At 67.1% G+C, this 18,504-nt stretch carries 17 protein-coding genes and 5 pseudogenes; 14 read left to right on the top strand and 8 right to left on the bottom strand.

What is annotated here, in order from left to right:
* Window positions 1–16: 16 nt before the first annotated feature.
* Window positions 17–1,399 (bottom strand): redoxin domain-containing protein, encoded by a 1,383-nt coding sequence (locus tag M446_RS19970; RefSeq protein ID WP_265576397.1) that lies wholly within the window; start codon window positions 1,397–1,399, stop codon window positions 17–19.
* Between the two features lie 229 nt (window positions 1,400–1,628).
* Here M446_RS19970 and M446_RS19965 point away from each other — a divergent pair.
* Window positions 1,629–2,243 (top strand): annotated as a pseudogene (locus M446_RS19965) (IS66 family transposase); the annotation flags it as partial.
* Window positions 2,244–2,496: 253 nt separating this feature from the next.
* Complete coding sequence (gene trxA, locus M446_RS19960) at window positions 2,497–2,820, top strand: thioredoxin (protein ID WP_012333916.1); 324 nt, start codon at window positions 2,497–2,499, stop codon at window positions 2,818–2,820.
* Window positions 2,821–2,931: 111 nt separating this feature from the next.
* On the opposite strand, the pseudogene M446_RS35685 reads toward trxA, so the two are convergent.
* Window positions 2,932–3,153: pseudogene (locus M446_RS35685) on the bottom strand (transposase); the annotation flags it as partial.
* A gap of 265 nt (window positions 3,154–3,418) precedes the next feature.
* Between M446_RS35685 and M446_RS19955 the strand changes: the two are divergent.
* Window positions 3,419–4,636 carry an IS110 family transposase gene (locus M446_RS19955; RefSeq protein ID WP_150108864.1) on the top strand — a complete coding sequence of 406 codons (1,218 nt, stop codon included), beginning with the start codon at window positions 3,419–3,421 and terminating at the stop codon, window positions 4,634–4,636.
* 67 nt (window positions 4,637–4,703) lie between these two features.
* On the opposite strand, the pseudogene M446_RS19950 reads toward M446_RS19955, so the two are convergent.
* The 4 genes and pseudogenes from M446_RS19950 to M446_RS35675 form a co-directional block, all read right to left on the bottom strand.
* A pseudogene (locus M446_RS19950) lies at window positions 4,704–5,729 on the bottom strand (IS256 family transposase); the annotation flags it as partial.
* 224 nt (window positions 5,730–5,953) lie between these two features.
* Window positions 5,954–7,060, bottom strand: coding sequence for a LacI family DNA-binding transcriptional regulator (locus tag M446_RS35680; RefSeq protein ID WP_012333913.1), 1,107 nt, complete (start codon window positions 7,058–7,060; stop codon window positions 5,954–5,956).
* A gap of 81 nt (window positions 7,061–7,141) precedes the next feature.
* Window positions 7,142–7,949: pseudogene (locus M446_RS19940) on the bottom strand (IS5-like element ISMtsp14 family transposase).
* A 184-nt stretch (window positions 7,950–8,133) separates the two neighbouring features.
* Window positions 8,134–8,421, bottom strand: coding sequence for an IS3 family transposase (locus M446_RS35675; RefSeq protein WP_415926892.1), 288 nt, complete (start codon window positions 8,419–8,421; stop codon window positions 8,134–8,136).
* On the opposite strand from M446_RS35675, the gene M446_RS19930 reads away from it, so the two are divergent.
* Window positions 8,380–9,378 carry an IS110-like element ISMtsp7 family transposase gene (locus M446_RS19930; protein ID WP_012331380.1) on the top strand — a complete coding sequence of 333 codons (999 nt, stop codon included), beginning with the start codon at window positions 8,380–8,382 and terminating at the stop codon, window positions 9,376–9,378. The genes M446_RS35675 and M446_RS19930 overlap by 42 nt on opposite strands.
* Window positions 9,379–9,631: 253 nt before the next feature.
* Here M446_RS19930 and M446_RS19925 read toward each other — a convergent pair.
* Together M446_RS19925 and M446_RS35670 are read right to left on the bottom strand one after the other, a co-directional pair.
* Window positions 9,632–10,635, bottom strand: a pseudogene (locus M446_RS19925) (IS3 family transposase); the annotation flags it as partial.
* Between the two features lie 19 nt (window positions 10,636–10,654).
* Window positions 10,655–11,495, bottom strand: a protein-coding gene (locus M446_RS35670) for an IS5 family transposase (RefSeq protein ID WP_085984499.1) whose coding sequence is annotated in 2 segments (ribosomal slippage) — window positions 10,655–10,930 and window positions 10,932–11,495 — 840 coding nt in all. Because the reading frame shifts where the segments join, the coding sequence is not laid out codon by codon here.
* Window positions 11,496–12,026: 531 nt separating this feature from the next.
* On the opposite strand from M446_RS35670, the gene M446_RS37455 reads away from it, so the two are divergent.
* The 10 genes from M446_RS37455 (at window position 12,027) to M446_RS19875 (ending at window position 18,395) form a co-directional block, all read left to right on the top strand.
* Window positions 12,027–12,743, top strand: coding sequence for a hypothetical protein (locus M446_RS37455; RefSeq protein WP_150108709.1), 717 nt, complete (start codon window positions 12,027–12,029; stop codon window positions 12,741–12,743).
* Between the two features lie 179 nt (window positions 12,744–12,922).
* A protein-coding gene (locus tag M446_RS35665) for an IS630 family transposase (RefSeq protein WP_085984469.1) occupies window positions 12,923–13,866 on the top strand; the annotation gives its coding sequence in 2 pieces (ribosomal slippage) (window positions 12,923–13,259 and window positions 13,259–13,866; 945 coding nt in all).
* Between the two features lie 961 nt (window positions 13,867–14,827).
* A complete protein-coding gene (locus tag M446_RS19910; protein ID WP_012333910.1) occupies window positions 14,828–15,091 on the top strand; it encodes a hypothetical protein in 264 nt (87 codons plus the stop codon).
* A gap of 257 nt (window positions 15,092–15,348) precedes the next feature.
* Window positions 15,349–15,627 carry a hypothetical protein gene (locus M446_RS19905; protein ID WP_012333909.1) on the top strand — a complete coding sequence of 93 codons (279 nt, stop codon included), beginning with the start codon at window positions 15,349–15,351 and terminating at the stop codon, window positions 15,625–15,627.
* A gap of 578 nt (window positions 15,628–16,205) precedes the next feature.
* Entirely contained in the window at window positions 16,206–16,487 is a 282-nt protein-coding gene (locus M446_RS19900; protein WP_012333907.1) for a hypothetical protein, read from the top strand.
* Window positions 16,484–16,963, top strand: coding sequence for a GNAT family N-acetyltransferase (locus M446_RS19895; protein ID WP_012333906.1), 480 nt, complete (start codon window positions 16,484–16,486; stop codon window positions 16,961–16,963). Before M446_RS19900 ends, M446_RS19895 begins: the two co-directional genes overlap by 4 nt.
* Window positions 16,960–17,199 carry a hypothetical protein gene (locus M446_RS19890; protein WP_018261519.1) on the top strand — a complete coding sequence of 80 codons (240 nt, stop codon included), beginning with the start codon at window positions 16,960–16,962 and terminating at the stop codon, window positions 17,197–17,199. Before M446_RS19895 ends, M446_RS19890 begins: the two co-directional genes overlap by 4 nt.
* On the top strand, window positions 17,196–17,441 hold the full coding sequence (locus tag M446_RS19885) for a hypothetical protein (RefSeq protein ID WP_012333904.1): 246 nt from the start codon (window positions 17,196–17,198) through the stop codon (window positions 17,439–17,441). The genes M446_RS19890 and M446_RS19885 overlap by 4 nt, the downstream gene beginning before the upstream one ends.
* A 4-nt stretch (window positions 17,442–17,445) precedes the next feature.
* Window positions 17,446–17,988: a hypothetical protein gene (locus M446_RS19880; protein WP_012333903.1), complete on the top strand. Its 543-nt coding sequence runs from the start codon at window positions 17,446–17,448 to the stop codon at window positions 17,986–17,988.
* Between the two features lie 2 nt (window positions 17,989–17,990).
* Window positions 17,991–18,395: a hypothetical protein gene (locus tag M446_RS19875; protein ID WP_012333902.1), complete on the top strand. Its 405-nt coding sequence runs from the start codon at window positions 17,991–17,993 to the stop codon at window positions 18,393–18,395.
* Window positions 18,396–18,504: the final 109 nt, after the last annotated feature.

Raw genomic sequence — 18,504 nt, 5'->3', positions numbered from 1 at the left:
GCTTCCCGCCCGCGGGTCACGCCTCGTCGAGCCGGCAGGTCGCTCCATCGCGGCGCCCGGCGGCCGCATCGCAGTGCGCGACGAGCTGGTCGAGTTGGGAGATGGTCGCCGCCAGGTCTATGTCGGGCTCGAGGGCGAAGGCGGCGGGCGCGAGGGCACGGGCCGCCCGGGCGCGGTCGGCGGCCTCGGCGGTCCGGCCGACGACGAGCAGGGCCCGGGCGGCGGTGTCCGCGAGAATCACCCGCGTGATGGTGTCGGTCCCTTCGCCGAACAAGGCCTCCGCCCGGGTGAACGCCGACAGCGCCAGGTTCGCGGCGGCCGGAGGCCAGTCCGGCGACGCCGTGCCCTGCTCGGCCGCCTCGGCCAGCATGGTGCTGAAGCGGTAGATGAGCGGAACGAGTGTGGAGAAAGCGGCGGCCGGAGGCCTGTCCGGCGCCGGCGTGCCCTGCTCGGCCGCCTTGGCCAGCATGGTGCCGAGGCGGATGAGCGGTTCAATCTGGTCCACGACGACCGCCCCGATCAGGTGCCGCGCGTAATCCAGGGCCGCCGCATGGCGGGTGGCCAGCAGCAGCGCGAACTTGTCCAGACCTCGGAGTGGCTCGAGGCCGGGATCGGCCGCGAACGCCGCGTCGTAGGCCTGCAGGAGGCCGGTGCGGTCTCCCGCGGCGAGATGGCGCTCGACTGTCTCCTCCAGTCTCCGGAGCTCCCGCACCTTGTCGCGCTGCAGGACCGCCTCCAGTTTCTCTCGGGCCGCCGCGAGGTCCCAGCGCCCCTCGACCACCGCGGCGAGCGGGTCGTCGCTCTCCAGGGGATCGCCGATCCAGGCGATCCGGCCGTCGCAATCGATGATGAAGGCGGTTGGGACGGCGGTATTATAGGCCGCCCGGCACCAGGTCCGGCCCATCGTGCCCTGACGCTCGCCGGGCGAGAGCGGCAGATCGGCCGCGATCCGGTAGCCGATCGCGTCGCCCTGATCGCGCACGAAGGCCGCGATCTCGCCGAGATCCGTCCAGTCGACGGCGACGCCGATGACCGGAACCTGCGGATGCCGGAGCTGCAGGGCGGTGAGATGCGGGATGGCCGCCTTGCATGGGGCGCACCAGATCGCCCAGAACACGACCACATAGACGCGGCCTTTCGCGAGGGTCGTGATCGGCTCGCCCTTCAGGAAGGTCTGGACGCAGATCTCCGCGGCGGGGTCGCCGATCAGTCGTTCCTTCAGGGGCATGGCGGTCGCTCCAAGTGAAGCACTCACGGTGCTCGACCCGTATGCGCTTGTTCGTGAAGCTTGCAAAGATGTCATAGAATTATATTTAGTTCCATATTGCAGACCATATACCAAAATATAGATTATAATGTCGCCAATCGGACAGATTGTTTTATCACCAGGAATATACACGATCATATATCCCAAAGTATATTTCATGCATGGCCTTGAATTCGGTATTGCCCACGCCCCTCGCGCGGCGTGGATTTCGCTGATTCCCTCGTGGGATGAGCCGCAGCGAGCTGGAGCGCCTGAGCAAGTAGGAGCTGATCGAGCCGGTGCTGCGGCTGCAGCGGCCGGAGAAGACCTCGCGCACCTACTCCAAGCCGCCCTCCACTGATCGCAAGGAGCGGCGCGAGGGGTCTTCCGCTCGGACGAGGCGGTGGTGCATCACGCTGCCCCGACCCGAGCCGCCGCGGTGGTGCACGCGATGATGGACGGGCACCGGCCCGCGGTGCGGCTGTCGGACCGCTCCACCGCCCAGCAGGGCCACGGCGAGCGTCACCAGACCTGCCTGGCGCATCTGGCGCGCGAGGTCGCTTATACGGTCGAGGTGAGCGACGACCCGGTGCCGCTCCGCCTGCAACTCTGGCTCGGGTCGGTGTTCAGCCTGGCCGAGCGCGTCACCGGCCTGGCGGCCTCGACGCTCGCGGCCAAGCGCCGGGCGCTGGAGCGGCGTCTGTCCGCCATCCTGCACGTACCAAGCCGTTGCGATCTGACCCGCGCTCTGCAGGCTAAAATCGGCCGGGCTCGCGATCAGCTTCTGGTCTTCCTCGGCCATCCCGACCGTGTGGCGGTCACTAACAACGGCTGCGAGCGAGCCCTGCGCCCGGCGGTGGTGCAGCGGAAGGTGACGAACGGCTGTCGGGCCATGTGGGCGCCCGCGGGCGAGGCGGACGACCGTACGGTCGTCGACACCGCTCGCCCCTCAGGTGCCGGCACCTTCGCGAACATCCTCAAGACCATCCGCGCCTGAGCCCGCTGCCGCGGGCGTGGTTGCTTACCTGCGGCCCATCCCTCAAGGAAATCAGGGAAACCTACGTCGCGCAAGGGGCGCGGGCAATAACGAACTCAAGAACCTTCATAGAATATATCTTGGGATATTGGAGTTCATATATTCTCAATTGCATTAGTTATCCAGCTTGATCGGGCTCTCGCAGCTTGCTAAGCGGCACTCACGCCGCGGTGAAGCCGGGTTTGCGGCGTCCCGGACATAGGAGGGTTTTGCGATGGCAACCGTGAAGGTGACCGACGCGAGCTTCAGGCAGGATGTCCTCGAGGCCTCCGAGCCCGTCGTCGTCGATTTCTGGGCCGAGTGGTGCGGTCCCTGTCAGGCGATCGGGCCGGTGCTCGAGGAGATCTCGAGCGAGATGCAGGGCCGGGTGAAGATCGCCAAGGTGAACGTGGACGAGAACCCCGGCATCGTCTCGGAATACGGCATCCGCCCGATCCCGACCCTGATGATCTTCAAGGACGGCAAGCTCGCCAGCCAGAAGGTCGGGGCGGCGCCGAAGGGCGACCTGTTGCGCTGGATCCAGTCCGCGATCGCCTGACCGTGCTGCCGTGGTGCTGCGCCAGAGCCGGGCCTTGCGGCCCGGCTCCCCTTTCCAGGTCACGTCCGTCAACGAGGTGGACTTTGGGGGTGGAGTTGGAGCGGCCATCGGTCAGGCGGCCTGCGGTGGAAGAGTGATCGCCTCCTCGATCAACGCCGACGTGAGGCCGGTCATGCCCTCGACCTGCATGTAGCGGTGCTGCAGCTGCCACTCGTCGTTGGCTTCCAGCAACACCGCGCCGATGAGGCGCTGGATCGAGTCGGTGTTGGGAAAGATCCCAACCACATCAGCGCGTCGCTTGATCTCCTTGTTCAGGCGTTCAAGCGGGTTTGTAACCGGTATGAGGATGGCGGTGCCGCGGTTCGGCTGAGCTCCTGCTGGGCTTGGCGTATGGTGCGACCATCCGGGACAGAGGCACCGGGAGCACGAAGGTGCGGGCAGGCCGATGCATACGATGAGCTGAGAGCTCGTGTTAGTAGCTGGCCGCCTCTGCGACTCGCCCGGTTGCGCCGTGAGCGCGGATCCGTAGGTGTCGTGTCGCCCGCCGCTCCCCCTCGCAACCTGACCAGGAGGAGCGCGCATGCGACGCGTGATCGGAATGGACCTCCACCGCACCTTCGCCGAGGTGGTGGTGTGGGAGGACGGCCGGCTCAGGCATGCCGGCCGGGTCGACATGACCCGCAGCGGACTGGAGGGCTTTGCCCGCACCCTGCAGGCCAGCGATGAGGTGGTGATCGAGGCGACCGGCAACGCGATGGCCGTCTCGCATCTGCTAAAACCGCACGTGGCGCGGGTGGTGATCGCCAACCCGCTGCAGGTGAAGGCGATCGCCCATGCGCACGTGAAGACCGACAAGATCGACGCGGGCGTGCTCGCCAACCTCTATGCGGCGGGCTACCTGCCGGAGGTCTGGACGCCGGACGCGGCCACCGAGCGGCTGCGCCGGCTCGTGGCGCGGCGCAATCAGGTCGTGCGCCATCGCACGTGCCTCAAGAACGAGACCCACGCGATCCTGCACGCTCACCTCGTGCCGCCATGCCCGCACGCCGACCTGTTCAGCCGGGTCGGCCGAGCCTGGCTGGAACGGCAGGCGTTGCCCGACGACGAGCACGCGGCGGTGCGGCGGCACCTGCGCGAGTTCGATGCTCTGGGCGAGGACCTTGCCGTCCTCGATCGAGCGATCGGCGAAGCGACGGTCGACAGTCCCGTGGTGCGCCGCCTGCTCACCGTCACCGGCATCAACGTGACGGTGGCCGCCGGGCTCGCCGCCGCGATCGGCGACGTGCGCCGCTTCCCCAGCCCGCAGAAGTTGGTGAGCTACTTCGGGCTGAACCCGCGCGTGCGCCAATCCGGCCTCGGGCTCGCCCAGCACGGCCGCATCAGCAAGGCGGGGCGAAGCCATGCCCGAGCGATGCTGGTCGAGGCGGCCTGGGCCGCCGCCAAGGCCCCAGGGCCGCTGCACGCGTTCTTCGTGCGGGTGCGCGCCCGGCGCGGTCACCAGATCGCGGCGGTGGCCACGGCGCGCAAGCTCGCCGTGCTCTGCTGGCACCTGCTGACCAAGGAGGCGGACTATCTCTGGGCTCGCCCTGCCCTCGTGGCCACCAAGGTGCGCGGTCTCGAACTGCAGGCCGGTCTGCCGCAGAAGAAGGGCAACCGGCGCGGTCCAGCCTACGCCTACAACGTCAAGGCGTTACGCGAGCAGGAGATGGAGATCGCCCGGCGGGCGGAGACGGCTTACGAGCAGGTCGTGGCGCACTGGACGCCGCGTCCCTCAAAGGCGGCGCGCGGACGCCTCAAGCCGGCAGGGCTCGGATGAGGCGGCCCGACGGAGCTTGCAGCCGAGGCTCCACTCTTCGCCACGAGGTCGCCCGCGCGACAAGAAACCTACCACGAAAGGTGCGGGCGGTCTTGTCCATCACATCCGTCGAATGCAATTTAGTGCGATGCTGAGCCGGGAAGGTCATGTAGGCCAGAACGTCCTCGCAGGTTTCGGCGATGAAGCCGTGAAGCTTCGGCCAGCGGGTGTGCAGCTGCTCGGCGAGGTGGTGGAGCGCAGCGCGGGCCGCGGCCTGATCCGTCTGCTGGAAGGCGTGACGCAGGCCCGCCGCGACCATCGTCTGCTGGGCGCGCGGCACGTAGGCCAGGGCATTGCGGGTCCAATGAACACGACACCGCTGCCACGTCGCCTTGAGCACCCGGCGGATCGCGGCCTTGAGACCCTCGTGGGCATCCGAGATCACGAGCTGCACGCCCGAGAGCCCGCGCTTGACCAGGCTGCGCAGGAAGTCGGTCCAGAACACCTCGGCTTCGGACGGGCCGATGTGCAGCCCGACGATCTCTCGCCGGCCCTCGGTGTCCACCGCCACGGCGACTATGGCGGCCACCGACACGATGCGCCCGCCCTCGCGCACCTTCAGGTAGGTGGCGTCGAGCCACAGATAGGGCCACGCGCCAGAGAGCGGACGCGTCAGGAACGCCGTGACGCGCTCGTCAATATCCTTGCACAGCTTGGACACGCTCGACTTCGAGATGCCTGACAGGCCCATGGCCTGCACCAGCTCGTCCACGCGCCGGGTCGAGACGCCGGCGATCCACGCCTCCTGGATCACCGCCACCAGCGCCTTCTCGACCGTCTTCCTCGGCTCCAGGAAGCCTGGGAAGTAGCTGCCGGTGCGCAGCTTGGGGATCCTGAGGTTGAGCGAGCCAAGCCGCGTGTCGAGGCTGCGCTCGCGGTAGCCGTTGCGGTAGGTGCTGCGCTCGCCCGTGCGCTCGTAGCGGCCCGCCCCAATCAGGCCCTCCACGTCGGCCTCCATCAGGATCTGCAGGACGGTCTCGGCGAGGCTGCGCAGGAAGTTGCCGTCGTCGGCCTTCTGCAGGGCCTCGATCAGTGCCACTCTGTCGTCGGTCATCGGGTGCTCCCGGCTCGGGTTGAAGTCCGCAAACTCCACCTTAGCCGCCAGCTCCGATGGCCACTCCAAGCCCCACCCCGGACCCCCTGAAAATTACACCTCGTCCGTGGACGCTACCCCTTTCCCAAATACTCGAATGGTTCAAATTATTCGTAGTTCGATCAGCTTCTGTTTGCTCAGACGCTCAAGTTCCCGTCTGATGACGGCAGCGGCGATACGCCCCTCTATGTCGGGTTCCGTGGTATGTCCCTCCGCCATGGAAGCCCGGGCTTATACGGCTTCAGCAACTCAGATTCAGGAATCCAATTTGCTTGTGTCCGTATATCGAACTGAATTCTAGGATGCACGTAGTAGGCGCCTTGGTTAATCATCGTTGATTTCGCCATCGCTTCGACCAGGGTGTCAGCTAACAATTTCTTTGGGTGCGCCAGGATCACTTTGATCTCACCGGTAAGGAGTGCTTTAGCCGCCTCTTGAGTCCCTTCCATTACAATAATCATGAGGTTTCGGGACGAGGTGCTCGGGTCCTCACGGCACGCCCGGATGACGCCGTTGATGCCGCCGCCAGCGACGTAAATGCCAACTAGATCCTGCGTCTCTCTTAATAAATTAATTGTATATTTATAAGCTATGTCGTCTTCATCGAGGGTTACCACCGACTCGAGTAACTGAAAATCCCTCGCATATTCACGGAAATACGAACGTAAACTCATTTCGCTGGCAATTTCGCTCTGGAAGCGATGATTCCCTACATAAATGGCGATCTTTCCCGGCGTCCTGCACATATTGGAGAGGAACCAGGCCGCGGTTTTGCCGACCATCCAATAGTCCAGTCCTATGTAGCCGGCACGATTCGGCGCCGTGAGCTCGGAAATTAACGCGAATACAGGCACGCCTTTCTCGTGCAAAATGTCGATGGCCTCGGTCAGCTGTGGGTGATCTGCGGCGACGACAGCCACGGCATCGCATGTCCGCCCAAGCTGGACGAGGCGTTCCGCGACGACCTCCTCCTCCTGGTAGTCCCGGAACTTCAGCATCGACCGGCCTCTGATGGTCGTCGAGGCAGCCGTTGTCTCCTGCAGGAGCTTCCCCAGTGTGTCGTAAAACTCGTTTCTCCGCTGGAGAAGGAAGCCGAGGGTGCGGACAGGCCGATCCTGTTCGCCGCTGCGACGGACCGTCTGAGCGAGATGATAGCCGACGGCCTCCGCGGCACGTTGTACCAGCTCGGCGGTTTCCTCCCGCACGGGATGGCGGCGCTTCAGGACACGATCGACTGTTGATACGCTGACATTGGCAGCCTTGGCCACATCGGCAATAGTAGGGCGGCGCACTTAGCTCTCCAGTTTGATGAAATTTTTATCTAGCACCGGCGGAAAAATCGGCAACTGTACCGCAGCGCACCCTAGAGCGTGTTATGAACTTTCTACTATGCGTCCCAGCTTGCTGAGCATGTCACAGACGAAGGCGACCATGTACATTCCAGCCAGTGTGCTCGCATAACGCTCGTAGTCCTTGACCAGCCGGCGGCAGCGCACCGCCCAGGCCAGCGAGCGCTCCACCACCCAACGCCGCGGCAGCAACACGAAGCCGCGCTTGGCCTCCGGGGCCTTGACCACCTCCAACGCGATCCCGTTCGCCTGCGCTGCGGTCGCTGCCTTCTCACCTGTGTAGCCCTGGTCGACGAATGCCTTCTCCACGCCCCCGTCCGTCTCCGCCTGGACCACGCAGGTCAGCGTGCCGACCTGACTGCGGTCATCGACATCCGCCGGCGTGACGTGCAGCGCCACCCCGTGACCGGGCGTCGACCGCCAGATGCACCTTCGACCCGCGCATGCGCTTGGCCCCGTCGTAGCCGGCCCGCTCGCCGCTCTCGGGCGAGGAGCGCTGGGTCCGGCTGTCCAGGATCACCGCCGAGGGCTCCGGCTCACGCCCGGCCGCCTGCCGCAGCACAGCACGCAGGTCGCCGGCCACATCGGCGAAGCACTCGGCGGCCAACCAGCGCTGGGTCGGCTGGTAGACCGCTGCCCACGGCGGCAGGTCGTGGGGCATGAACCGCCACGGCGCGCCGGTCTTGACGATGTAGCGCAAGCCGTTGAACACCTCGCGCAGATCGTGGTCACGCTGGCCCGAGTCCTCGCGCAGCAGCGTCAGGTAGGGCGCCACCAGCGCCCACTCCTCATCGGACACGTCGGACGGGTAGGCGGCGCGATCGGTGCTCATGCCCTTGCAACGCTCACGCTACATCATCGGTGCTCATGCCCTTGCAACGCTCACGCTACATCGTAGGTTCATAACACGCTCTAGGGCGTCTCCGCAAGCTCATGCGAGTCAGAGTATGGTTAATGCGAAGCGTGATTATGGCGAGATAGTTGGTGATCCTCCCCAGATTTCGCGGACACAGGTGTTAGCTCGCGTTCCGCTCGGCTTGCTCGGGTGTGACGTAGCCAAGAGCCGAATGGATGCGCTGCCTGTCGTTGTAGCCCTCGATGTAGGCGAACAGGTCGCGCCGCGCCTCATCCCGGGTCGCCGATCGTCGCTGGTGGACCAGTTCCACCTTGAGCGTGTGGAAGAAGCTCTCCATCGGCGCGTTATGGGATGGACGCCTCCCGCTCCGCGCCCAGGTTGGGCGAGACCGAGAGGGAGAAGAGCCATGCAGATGCTCGCGATCGATCTGGCCAAGCAGTCGTTTCACGTTCACGGCGTCGATGCCGATGGTCAGGTGATCTCCCGGCGCGTCGGGCGCACCAAACTTCCGGCGCTGGTGGCCAGCCTCGCCCCGAAGGTGATCGCCATGGAGGCTTGCGCCACGGCCCATCATTGGGCGCGAGCTTTCCTCGCGGCCGGGCATGAGGTTCGGCTGATCAACCCGCGCTTCGTCAAGCCGTTCGTGCGCGGCTCGAAGAACGATGCCGTCGACGCCGAGGCGATCTTCGACGCCGCCTCACGTCCCACGATGCGGTTTGTGCCTGTGAAGTCGACCGAGCAGCAAGACCTGCAGTCGCTTCATCGCGTCCGCGATCGGCTGGTCTCGCAACGCACGAACCTGATCAATCATACCCGTGGGCTCCTGGCTGAGTACGGCCTCATCTACCCGAAGGGTGCGGCCCGCTTTCCAGCGCGTGTGCGGGCGGAACTTTCCGAGGCGGGACTGTCGCCGATGGCGCGAGCCACCTTCGCGGCCCTGCTCGACGAGTTGGAGACCCTGGAGACGCGGCTTGAGCGGCTCGACGATCAACTTCGGGCGATCTGCCGCGAAGACGTCGTCTGCCGCCGCCTGATGACGTTGCCTGGCGTGGGCCCGGTCGTCGCCACCGCCCTCAAGGCCAGCGTCGGCGATGCCCGCCAGTTCCGCTCAGGGCGCGAACTCGCGGCCTGGATCGGCTTGGTGCCGCGACAGTACTCCACCGGCGGCAAGCCGCACCTCGGGGGCGTCGGACGCCGGGCCAACCACTATCTGCGGCGCCAACTCGTGCACGGCGCCCGCGCGGTCGCCTTGCGCCTGGCCACGAAGACCGATCCGCGCTCACGCTGGTTCCAGGCGGTGATCGACCGGCGCGGGTTCAACAAGGGGATCGTGGCGATGGCCAACAAGACCGCGCGGATAGCCTGGGCGATGCTGAGGCGCGAGGAGGATTACGCCCGCGCCTGACGCGGGCGACCGAGATCGTCGCGCGAGCGGCGATGCGTGCGAGGTGACCGACGATGGCGACACGGCGTGGGCCGCCGCTTCCGATCCTGACCTACGACACGGCCTTCGAGGCCGCTAGCGTTATGAGGACGGAAGAAGCGGACCCCATCGAGGCCAGGGGCGTGATCGCTCCACCGACAGGCCGGATAGATTCACGCACCCAAGGTCGTGGTCGTCGCTGAGGAATACCTTGCCGCGGGAGGCGTCCATAGATGTCGTAACAGCAGCCGGTCCGGCTCATGGATGGCCTCGCCCCCATGCCGGCGAGCTGCTTGCGATAGGCCTCGGCTGCGTATTGGCGCCGCAGTCCGAGTGACAGATGAGCCCGACAGCTGGCCGCTGTCGCTGGCCCGCCATCAGCAGAGCAGCCAAGGTCAGCTCGGTCCGCATGTGATCGCGCATGGACCAGCCGACGATCTTGCGCGTGGCGAGATCGAGCACGGCAGCCAGGGAGAGCCAGCCTTCCCTGGTCGGCAAGTAGGTGATGTCCGCCAGCCAGACCGTGTTGAGCCCCACCGCCGAGAAGTCGTGCTTCAGGAGGTTCGGGGCGATCGGCAGCTCGTGACGGCTGTCGGTCGTGCAGGGCCGGAACCGGCGGCCCGCCAGGGCCCGGATGCCGTAACGGCGCATTAGGCGCTCTACCCGCCCGCTCACACCCGCGGCTGGCCGATCGGCGTTCGGCCCGCAGCGCAGCATGGATCCGAGGCGCGCCGTTGCGCCTGTGGTGCCCGACATGAATGCGCCGAATATCCTCTAGGAGCTGGCGGTTGAACGCCGACCGGGCGCTCTCGGGGCGTGATCGCCAGCCGTAGTAGCCGCTGGGGGGAACTCCGAGCACGCGGCACATGAGACGCACCGGCCAGGTGCGCGCATGCTGCTCGACGAAGGCGAACGTCACTTGGGCATCTCCGCGAAGGTGCCGATCGCTTTTTTGGACATCGCGCTCCATGGGCATCCGGTCGAGCTCACGCCGCAGGCGGGCGATCTCGGCCGCCTGATCTGCCGGGGATGCGACGGGGCTCGTGGGCGACGCTCCCGCCGATCCTGCCGACCGCGGTCGAGGCGAGACCTCGCGCAGCGCCGTGCGCCACTGCCGCAACATGGAGGGTTGGATCCCGAGTTCGGCCGCGATCTGCATCTGCGATCGGCCACTGCTCTCCAGCAAGGCGACCGCTTCGCGTTTGAACTCGGGCGTAACTCCCGTCTCGTCTCCGCCATCCGGCGCCATCCCCGCCCGTTAAGAGCGTATCAGAGGTGTCCGTGAAACCGGGGGAGTACCATTGGCGGCCCGCTTCTCGTAGCGGGTCGCGATGCGGCGATACTGCTTGAGCCGGTTGATCAGCCGCTCGACCTTGTTGCGCTCCCGGTAGGCGGCCGTGTCGAAGTGGGGCTGACGCGGCCGGTCCCTGCGGGTCGGGATGACTGGCTCGACCCGCCGCTGCTTGAGCCGGCGGCGGGCGGGTGGGCTGGAGTAGCCTCGGTCTCCCGCCGCCCGGCGCGGACGCAGGCGCGGGGCGGCTACATCCCCGACGCCGCACAGCACCCTTGTCCATCAGCGCGTCCAGCGCGTCCAGCGCAAACTGCTCGTGGCGTTCGCCAGCCGTCAGGACCGCCGCTATCGGCTTGCCATGCCCCTCAGCGCGCAGATGCAGCTTGGTCGAGAACCCGCCCTGGCTGCACCCGAGCGCCTCGCCCATGCCCTCGACCGTGCCCTCACCCCCGAGGGCGCCAAGCCGGCGTGCGCCGGCAGCGTGCTGGTGGGCGCGCACCACCGTCGCGTCCACAAAGTGCAGGTCCCAGTCGAGTTCGCCGCGAGCATCCGCCTGCGCCTTCAAGCGCCGGAGCACGCGGTCGAACACACCCGCCTTGCGCCAGCGGTACAACCGGCTCGACACCGTGCCGACAGGCCCGTAGCGGGTCGGCAGACCTTCCCAGGGGGCGCCCGTGCGCAGGATCCAGAGAAGCCCGTTGAGCACCCGACGGTGATCCTCGGCAGGCCGGCCCGTCCGCGGCTTCTGCGGCGGTAGCAGCGGGGCGATCCGCTCCCACTGCGCATCGGTCAGTTCAAAGTGTCGCATCCCGACCACATGGGCGCTCACACCGCCCCTGTGAACCCCTTTTCAGAGACGCCCTGGCTCTCCAGTTTGACCGAATCTTTCATTTTCGGCTCTCCACTTTGACAGATTATATCATTTTGCCGCAGACGGAAAAAGCGGCAAGGGCAGGCGGGCACTCGGTTCTTCCGTTTGAATGAGGCTTTCATTCCCCCCTTGCAACGCCGCGGCCGAGCACGAGGGGGTTTGAGAGAGAATTGTGACTCGCAATTTTTTGTTAACTAAATTAGCGCATCCAACGTCCACCAATCAGGGCCTCCTCCCATGACCGGAGATAGCCATGAAGCCTGCCGGAAATGCCATCGGCCTGTCGTGCGGTCCTGCCTCTGCTCAAGAGGCGCCGGTGCCGAGGGCCTGCGCAGATCGCGAAAAGATGGACCCCGCCGACCCGGCGGGTGCGCCATCGCCTGATGAAGAGCGGGACTGATCTACGGACCCGTCGAACTGTCCCCGCGAGCGGGTTTCAGTGACGGTTGGCTCAAGTGCACGAACAGCGTGGATGACAAGATGGACGCAAGAGACGGCTCGGCCGCAGAAAGAGCTTATGCAACTATTAAACGCGAAATCATCTACAATCGTTTTGGTGTGTGCAGTCAGCTCAAAACTGACGAGCTTCGCCGGAAGCACCACTCCCTCGGGATAACGCCTATCCGAGATGCGTTGATCAAGCTCAATCAACAAGATTTTATCGACTATACTCCAAATATTGGCTACTTCACCAGAGTACTGACGACCTCTAATTTCATGGACCACTATAATCTGGAGTTGCTTCACCTGAAATATGCGATCGAGTCGGGTGCTTTGCCCTTTGCGGGCGAAGGGCTCGACCCGCCCTCTCTGTTCGACGCACCCGAATCCACCGGAGAAGCCGAAGCAACACAGTCCAGTGCACGGTTCATTGAGAATGTCTATGGACGAATTGCGCGCATGTCCGAAAATCGCAAACTTGTCCGGCATAATGAACTGTTTTGCGACCATACGGCATATATTCGTGAGCTCGGTCTCGAACGAACCAAAGACCAAGGGACGATCATTGACGTCGTGAAGCGCTTGGCCGCACAGCTTGCCAACGACGAACGCGCTGCGGCAATCGATACTCTGGTCGCGCTGTTCGATCGAAAGATCGCCCTCCTGGACGGGTCGGTCAACGAAGGAAACAACCGCGCCCTCGTAATTACCCAGGGGGTTCGGGGCGGTGCACGAGCCCGCTGACCTTGTCGGCGACGAGGTGGAGCGCGGGACGCGATAAGCCCAGCCACACAAAGCGCCGGTCGACACGCCAGAAAATGCAACTGTAACGCTAGAGCTTTTTCGGTTTGGTCTGAGTCACCGCGGGGTTTGCGGATCGAGTTCGGGGTGATTCACTGACCGCTCTGAACGAGGAGCGATGCATGGGCCGACCCTACAGCCAGGACCTGCGTGAGCGCGTGGTGGATGCCGCTGCGGCGGCCTCCTGTCGGCAGGCGGCGGCGCGCTTCGGGGTCGGGATCGCGACCTCGATCCGCTGGATGGCCGCCCTCACGGCCACCGGAACGGTGGCGGCGCGTCCGCAGGGCCGGGCGCGCCGCTCGAAGCTTGATCCGCACGAGGCCTTTCTGCGCGCCCTGATCGCACAGACCGACGACATCACGCTGGAAGAGATGCGCGCCCGGCTGTGGGATGAGCGGGATCTCACGGTGGGGCTGGGCACGCTGTGGAGCTTTCTCGATGAGCGTGACCTGACGTACAGAAAAAGACAGCCCACGCCGCCGAGCAGGATCGCCCGGACGTGAGAGAGGCGCGCGAGGCGTGGTTCGAGGGCCAGCCCGATCTCGACCCGGCGCGCCTCGTGCTCCTCGACGAGACCTGGATCTCGACCAACATGGCCCGCCTGCGTGGGCGCGCGCCGCGCGGCGAGCGACTGCGCTCGCCCGTGCCACTCGGTCACTGGAAAACGACCACCTTCGTGGCGGGTCTGCGCCTGTCTGGGATCACCGCACCCTTCGTGCTGGACGGTCCGATCAACCGCGACGCCTTCCAGGCTTATGTCGCGCACGTGCTGGTGCCTGAACTCGAGCCCGGCGACATCGTCGTGATGGACAACCTGGGCAGCCACAAAGGGCCAGCCGTGCGCGCCGCCATCGAAGCGGCGGGTGCGCGGTTGCTTTTCCTTCCGCCCTACTCGCCCGAGTTCAACCCGATCGAGATGGCCTTCTCCAAGCTCAAGGCGCTCCTGCGCAAGGCCGCCGAGCGCACCGTCGAGGGGCTCTGGTCGGCCATCGGGAGGCTCGTCGACACCGTCACGCCCGACGAGTGCGCCAACTTCTTCGCCGCGGCAGGCTATGATCCAGATTAAACCGAAAATGCTCTAAGCTGAAGAAAAAGCCCGGCCGCTCAGGCGCGGCCGGGCAAGTGAGTCATGCGCGCACCATGCGATGTGCCGACGCCGAGCCCAAGCCGAATCAAGCCGTATGCCGCCCCCCCCCGCGAAACCGCTGCCGCCGCGCCAAAAAACATACTGCGTTACAAATCGACGTAACGACTTTCTGTGCATTTGCCTTTATGGAAATCGCGTCCGCAATCGCGTTCAAACCTCTGAGAAAATTGACAAAATCAGCGATGTACGGCGTTACAAAATTTCATAACGCAAATTTCGGCATTTCCAAAAACGTAGCTCTTGCCGCCCGACCCATTTTTGGGCTTTCTCCCGCCCGAGTTACGGCTCGGCTTGTGCGAAATCGCCAGCGCCTTCCCACCACTTCCGACCAGATGCCCCAGGTCAGGATCGCCGTGATCGCGCTCCCTTGAGGAGCGCGCGAGCATGCGATGCGGCCACCCATGGCATCGCTCGGGACGGCTTCCTTCTTTCCTCGGTGCCCTGATGAAACACCAAGCGCTCAGCCAGGGTGTGAGCCCGCGCGTCTCGATATCCCAACTGGCTCGAGACCGTCTCAAGTCCCGTATCCCTGCCGAGCGGTCCGCGCCCGACCTCGACGAGTGCCTCGTCGGTCGCTTCTCAACCCGGCTGCCGAAGCCTCTACCCGCCAAGGGCTGATGCACCAGCCGCCGATGAGATAGCCGCTGCGCCTCCTGCGATCCGCGCTCCTGACCGTCCTCACGGCTGGCGCGCTGGTCGCAGGTTACGCCATCGCCCTCGCCGCCATCGCGGTCGACGGCTCAATCCTGCTCGTCGCCGCCCTCGCGGACTGAGACCTCGCCCCGCTGTCTGGTCCCGGCAGATCGCGAGTAGGTGCGCCCCGGCCTCCCCGCACAGCACCGGGGCGCACCAGACCAGGATCAGAGGACCCGGACCAGCCATGACCGCCCCTTTCGCCCTGAGCGCCTTCGAGCTGTTCCTTCGTGCCGCCGAGGCGGCCGGGAGCGAGCTGGAGGTCGAGGTGTCCCTGACCCGGAGCGGCGAGGTCGTCCTTCACGCGAGCCGCGTCCACGGGAAGGCGGTCCTGGAGTTCCGGCGCTTCCTCGTCCGCGGGCATTCCGCGATCGAGGTCTCGGTCCACGACCGCCGGTACAAGCCGCTCGTCTCCGGGGAGGACATCGCCAATGCGCCGCACGATGGTTGACCTTACGGACGACGACGCGCCCGGGGCGCAGGAGGTCGAGCTGGACGCGGACGGCCTGACCGAGGTCATCATGCAGCTCGGGGAGATGACGGAGCGCCTGCTGACCGCGCGCCTCACCTCCCTCCCGCGTCCCCGCAGCACGCCCAGCTCACCGTCGTCCTCGAAGAGGTCCGCGCGCTCCGCGCGACCCTCGCCCTGGCGCGCGGCGAGCCGCTCGCCGCCCGGGCGCCGGCCTACGTCCCCCCGGAGGTTGCCCCGTGCGTCTCCCCCTCGCCGTTGCCTTCCTGATCCACGACGCCCTCGGCTGTATCGGCCTCGGGCTCCACGCCCGGGACACCTACCTCGGAGACGGGCAGTCGGTGACCCACTACGGCGTCGCCCGGCGCCCGTCCTGGGACCGCGCGCTCCGCGCCAGGCTGCTCTACTCGCTCCTGGTGGCTGCGACCGTCGTCTGGCTCGGCCTGATCGGGGTCCTGTTCGTGAACGCGGCCACCGAGTACCGGCGCGTGCAAGCGCTGATCCTCGCGGCCCCCTGAGACGGCGGGCCGTTCCACCCGCCAGCGAGGCCCGGCCATGAGCAGCGGTGCCGCGGCCGGGCCTCGCGAACGATCGCCCGGAGGCGCCATGCCCGAGATGGACGACGCCACGTCATGCCTGCTGATCGTCAGCCTCGCTCTCGTCTCGGCCGGGGCCGCGATTGCGCTCCTCCTCCGCCTCGCCCTCTCGGTGCCGATGTCGTAGGCGCCTGGACGTTCACCGGCCGGCTGCCCGAACGGGAGCGCGACCCCTGGGTCTGCGCCCTCAATTGGGCCGGCAGCGAGGGCCGGCAGCTGATCGTCCACCTGCTCGACCGGCGCCTTGTCCTTCACCCGGGGGACACGCTCCAGCGCCACGCGAGCGGCGACTATAGCGTCCGCCCGGGCCACCTCGACGCGGCGCGCCCCTTGAAGGGGCGGCGCCGGGGCACCCGGACCAGCGTCTAACGAGATACCAGCGGGGAGAGCCGCGAGCGGCGGAAGGCGCATGGCGCCGGCCCGTCGCGAAGCCCCGCCCGTCCACGGATCGCCCTCGGGCGGGCCGGGCGAACAGCGGCGCCATCACGAGGGACCAGCCCGTGGGCCTCTACACCGCCGTAACCGTCACCGTTCAGGTCGAGGGCAAGGATGCGATGGTCCTGGGCCCCCTGGACGATCAGGGCATGGGATGCGTTCTCTGCCCGGGGACAGAGGAGCGGGGGCTGGTCCTGTCCGCACTCGCGGAGGCGATCGGCATCCTGACCGGCCCGCGGCCGGGCCCGATACCGGCTTTCGCGGTCTACGAGGCGGACGCCCTGACCCCGGCCAGGAAGCGGCCGCACCTGTCGCTCGTTCCCAAAGACGGGGAGGCGGGCGAGTGACCGCCTCCTTCTACTGGCGCGGGATGCTTCACGCCGACGTCCCCGCAGTCGCCGCGCTCGCGGCCGAAGTCTACCCCTCCCAGCTCTGGGAGGACATCGACGCCCTCGCGGCGCGCCGGCAGATCGGGACGGGCCTCGTCCTGGTCGCCCCCCCGGGCGCCCGGGTCTACGGCTACCTGCTCGCGCACCCCTGGGACCTCTCCGCGCCGCCCCTGACCGCGGAGCTGGACGCCCCGCCGCAGCCTGAGACGCTGTGGCTTCACGACCTCGCCCTCGTCCCGGAGGCCCGCGGGCGCGGGCTGGCCGACGTCGCGATCCGGCGTTTCCTCGCCTGGGCGGCCCTGTTCCGGTCCGGCTCGCTCGTCGCCCTCGACCCGGTCGCCGCCCGCTTCTGGGGCCGCCGCGGCTTCCGGCCGGTGCTCGATTGCAGCGCGACCTACGTCCCCGGCGCGGTCCTGATGCGGAGGCCGTCGTGAAGCCCCGGATGAACGAGTGGGACCGGATGTTCACCCGGGAGGCATACGACGCCCTCCCGGCCTCGCTCCACGCGAAGCGCCCCTTCGAGCCCGGCCCCTACCGCTGCTGGGACGGCAAGTCCCTCACTTGGTACTGGGTCGGAGAGGACGGCCTGAGCCAGACCAAAACCCTGCCGGCGATCTTCGTCGGCCGCCCGGCCTATCGGCCGCGCCTGGAATTCGGAGACGTCCTGTGACCCCCCGCGATCTCGAAGCCGCGCTCGCCGCCTGGGCGGCGGAGCGGCCCGCGGCCGACCCGTTCGCCACCGGCCTCAACGCGGCGCTCGCCGCCGGGGCGCCGCACCCGCTCGACGCGATCCGCGCGTCCCAGCAGCGCGTCCCCTGGGGCGCCGGCCAGCTCGAGGCCGGGATCGCGATGGGCGCCGCGCTCGTCCTCGCGCACCTCCGCGCGCTGACGGATCAACCGGCTGAGGAGTAGACCGATGGGCATCAACGTCGCGAAGCAGGGCTGGGGCGGCTGGAAGGTCGATCCGAAGGCCGCGCTCTCCGGCGCGACCCAGGCGCTCAACCAGATCGGCGACCGCGCGCACGCCCACGTCAAGCAAGTCATGCCGGGGCAGACCGGCCTGAAGAAGCGGACGGTTAGCAAGGCGCTGAAGAAGAAGCGGGCAAGCTCCGGCTCGCCGACCTACGAAATCAAGTCGGCCGGCGGCAATATCCGCCTGAAATACTTTGGCGCGCGAGAGACGCGGGCGGGCGTCAGCGCCGCCCCGTGGAACCAGCGGCACGTCTTCCCGGGGACGTTCACCCGCGGCGGGCGCTTCCCGGCGCGCGTCCCGCTCAACCTCGGGGGGCACGTCTACGCCCGGGCCGGGAGCAAGCGGCTCCCGATCGCGGTCCAGCGCTCGGGGCTGTTCATCCCGGACGAGATGATCTCGAAGGCCGCTTACGGCGCCTTCCAGGGCGAGGTCGGCCACCTCGACGTCGAAGTCCTGAACGGCATGGCCGGGAAGATCGGCTTCTGACCGTGCCGGTGCGCTACGAGGCCGGGATCACCCGGGCGACGCTGCGCGCCAACCGAGCGACCCTCTACGTCTACGGCGACAACAGCGCCGGGGTCGGCCTCGGCGGGCAGGCGAAGGAGATGCGGGGCGAGCCCAACGCGGTCGGCCTCGTGACCAAGCGGGCGCCGGCCACCTACCCCGCCGCCTACCTCTCGGACGACGACCTGGAGACGGTTCGCCGCCTCTGGGTCGCGCCCTACCGCCGCCTGCGGGACCACCTCGCCGCGGGCGGGGACGTCGTCTGGCCGAAGCGCAACATCGGGACGGGACGGGCGGAGCTGCCGGCCCGCGCCCCCGCGGTCTGGGCGGCGCTGGAGCGCCTGCGGGCGGCTCTAGACCCTCCCACCCCTCAACCGGCAGACAGGTAGACCCATGCCGCGCTTCCTCTCGAATGCGCTCGCCGCCGTCGTCCTCCTGGCGATGGCGGCGCGGATGGCCCGCGCCCCGAAGGGCGCGCCGCCCGGCGGCACGATCCAC

Source organism: Methylobacterium sp. 4-46 (genome assembly GCF_000019365.1).
Lineage (GTDB): Bacteria > Pseudomonadota > Alphaproteobacteria > Rhizobiales > Beijerinckiaceae > Methylobacterium.
Note: the sequence above shows the minus strand (reverse complement) of the source record. Positions and strands in the feature narration are given on the sequence as shown.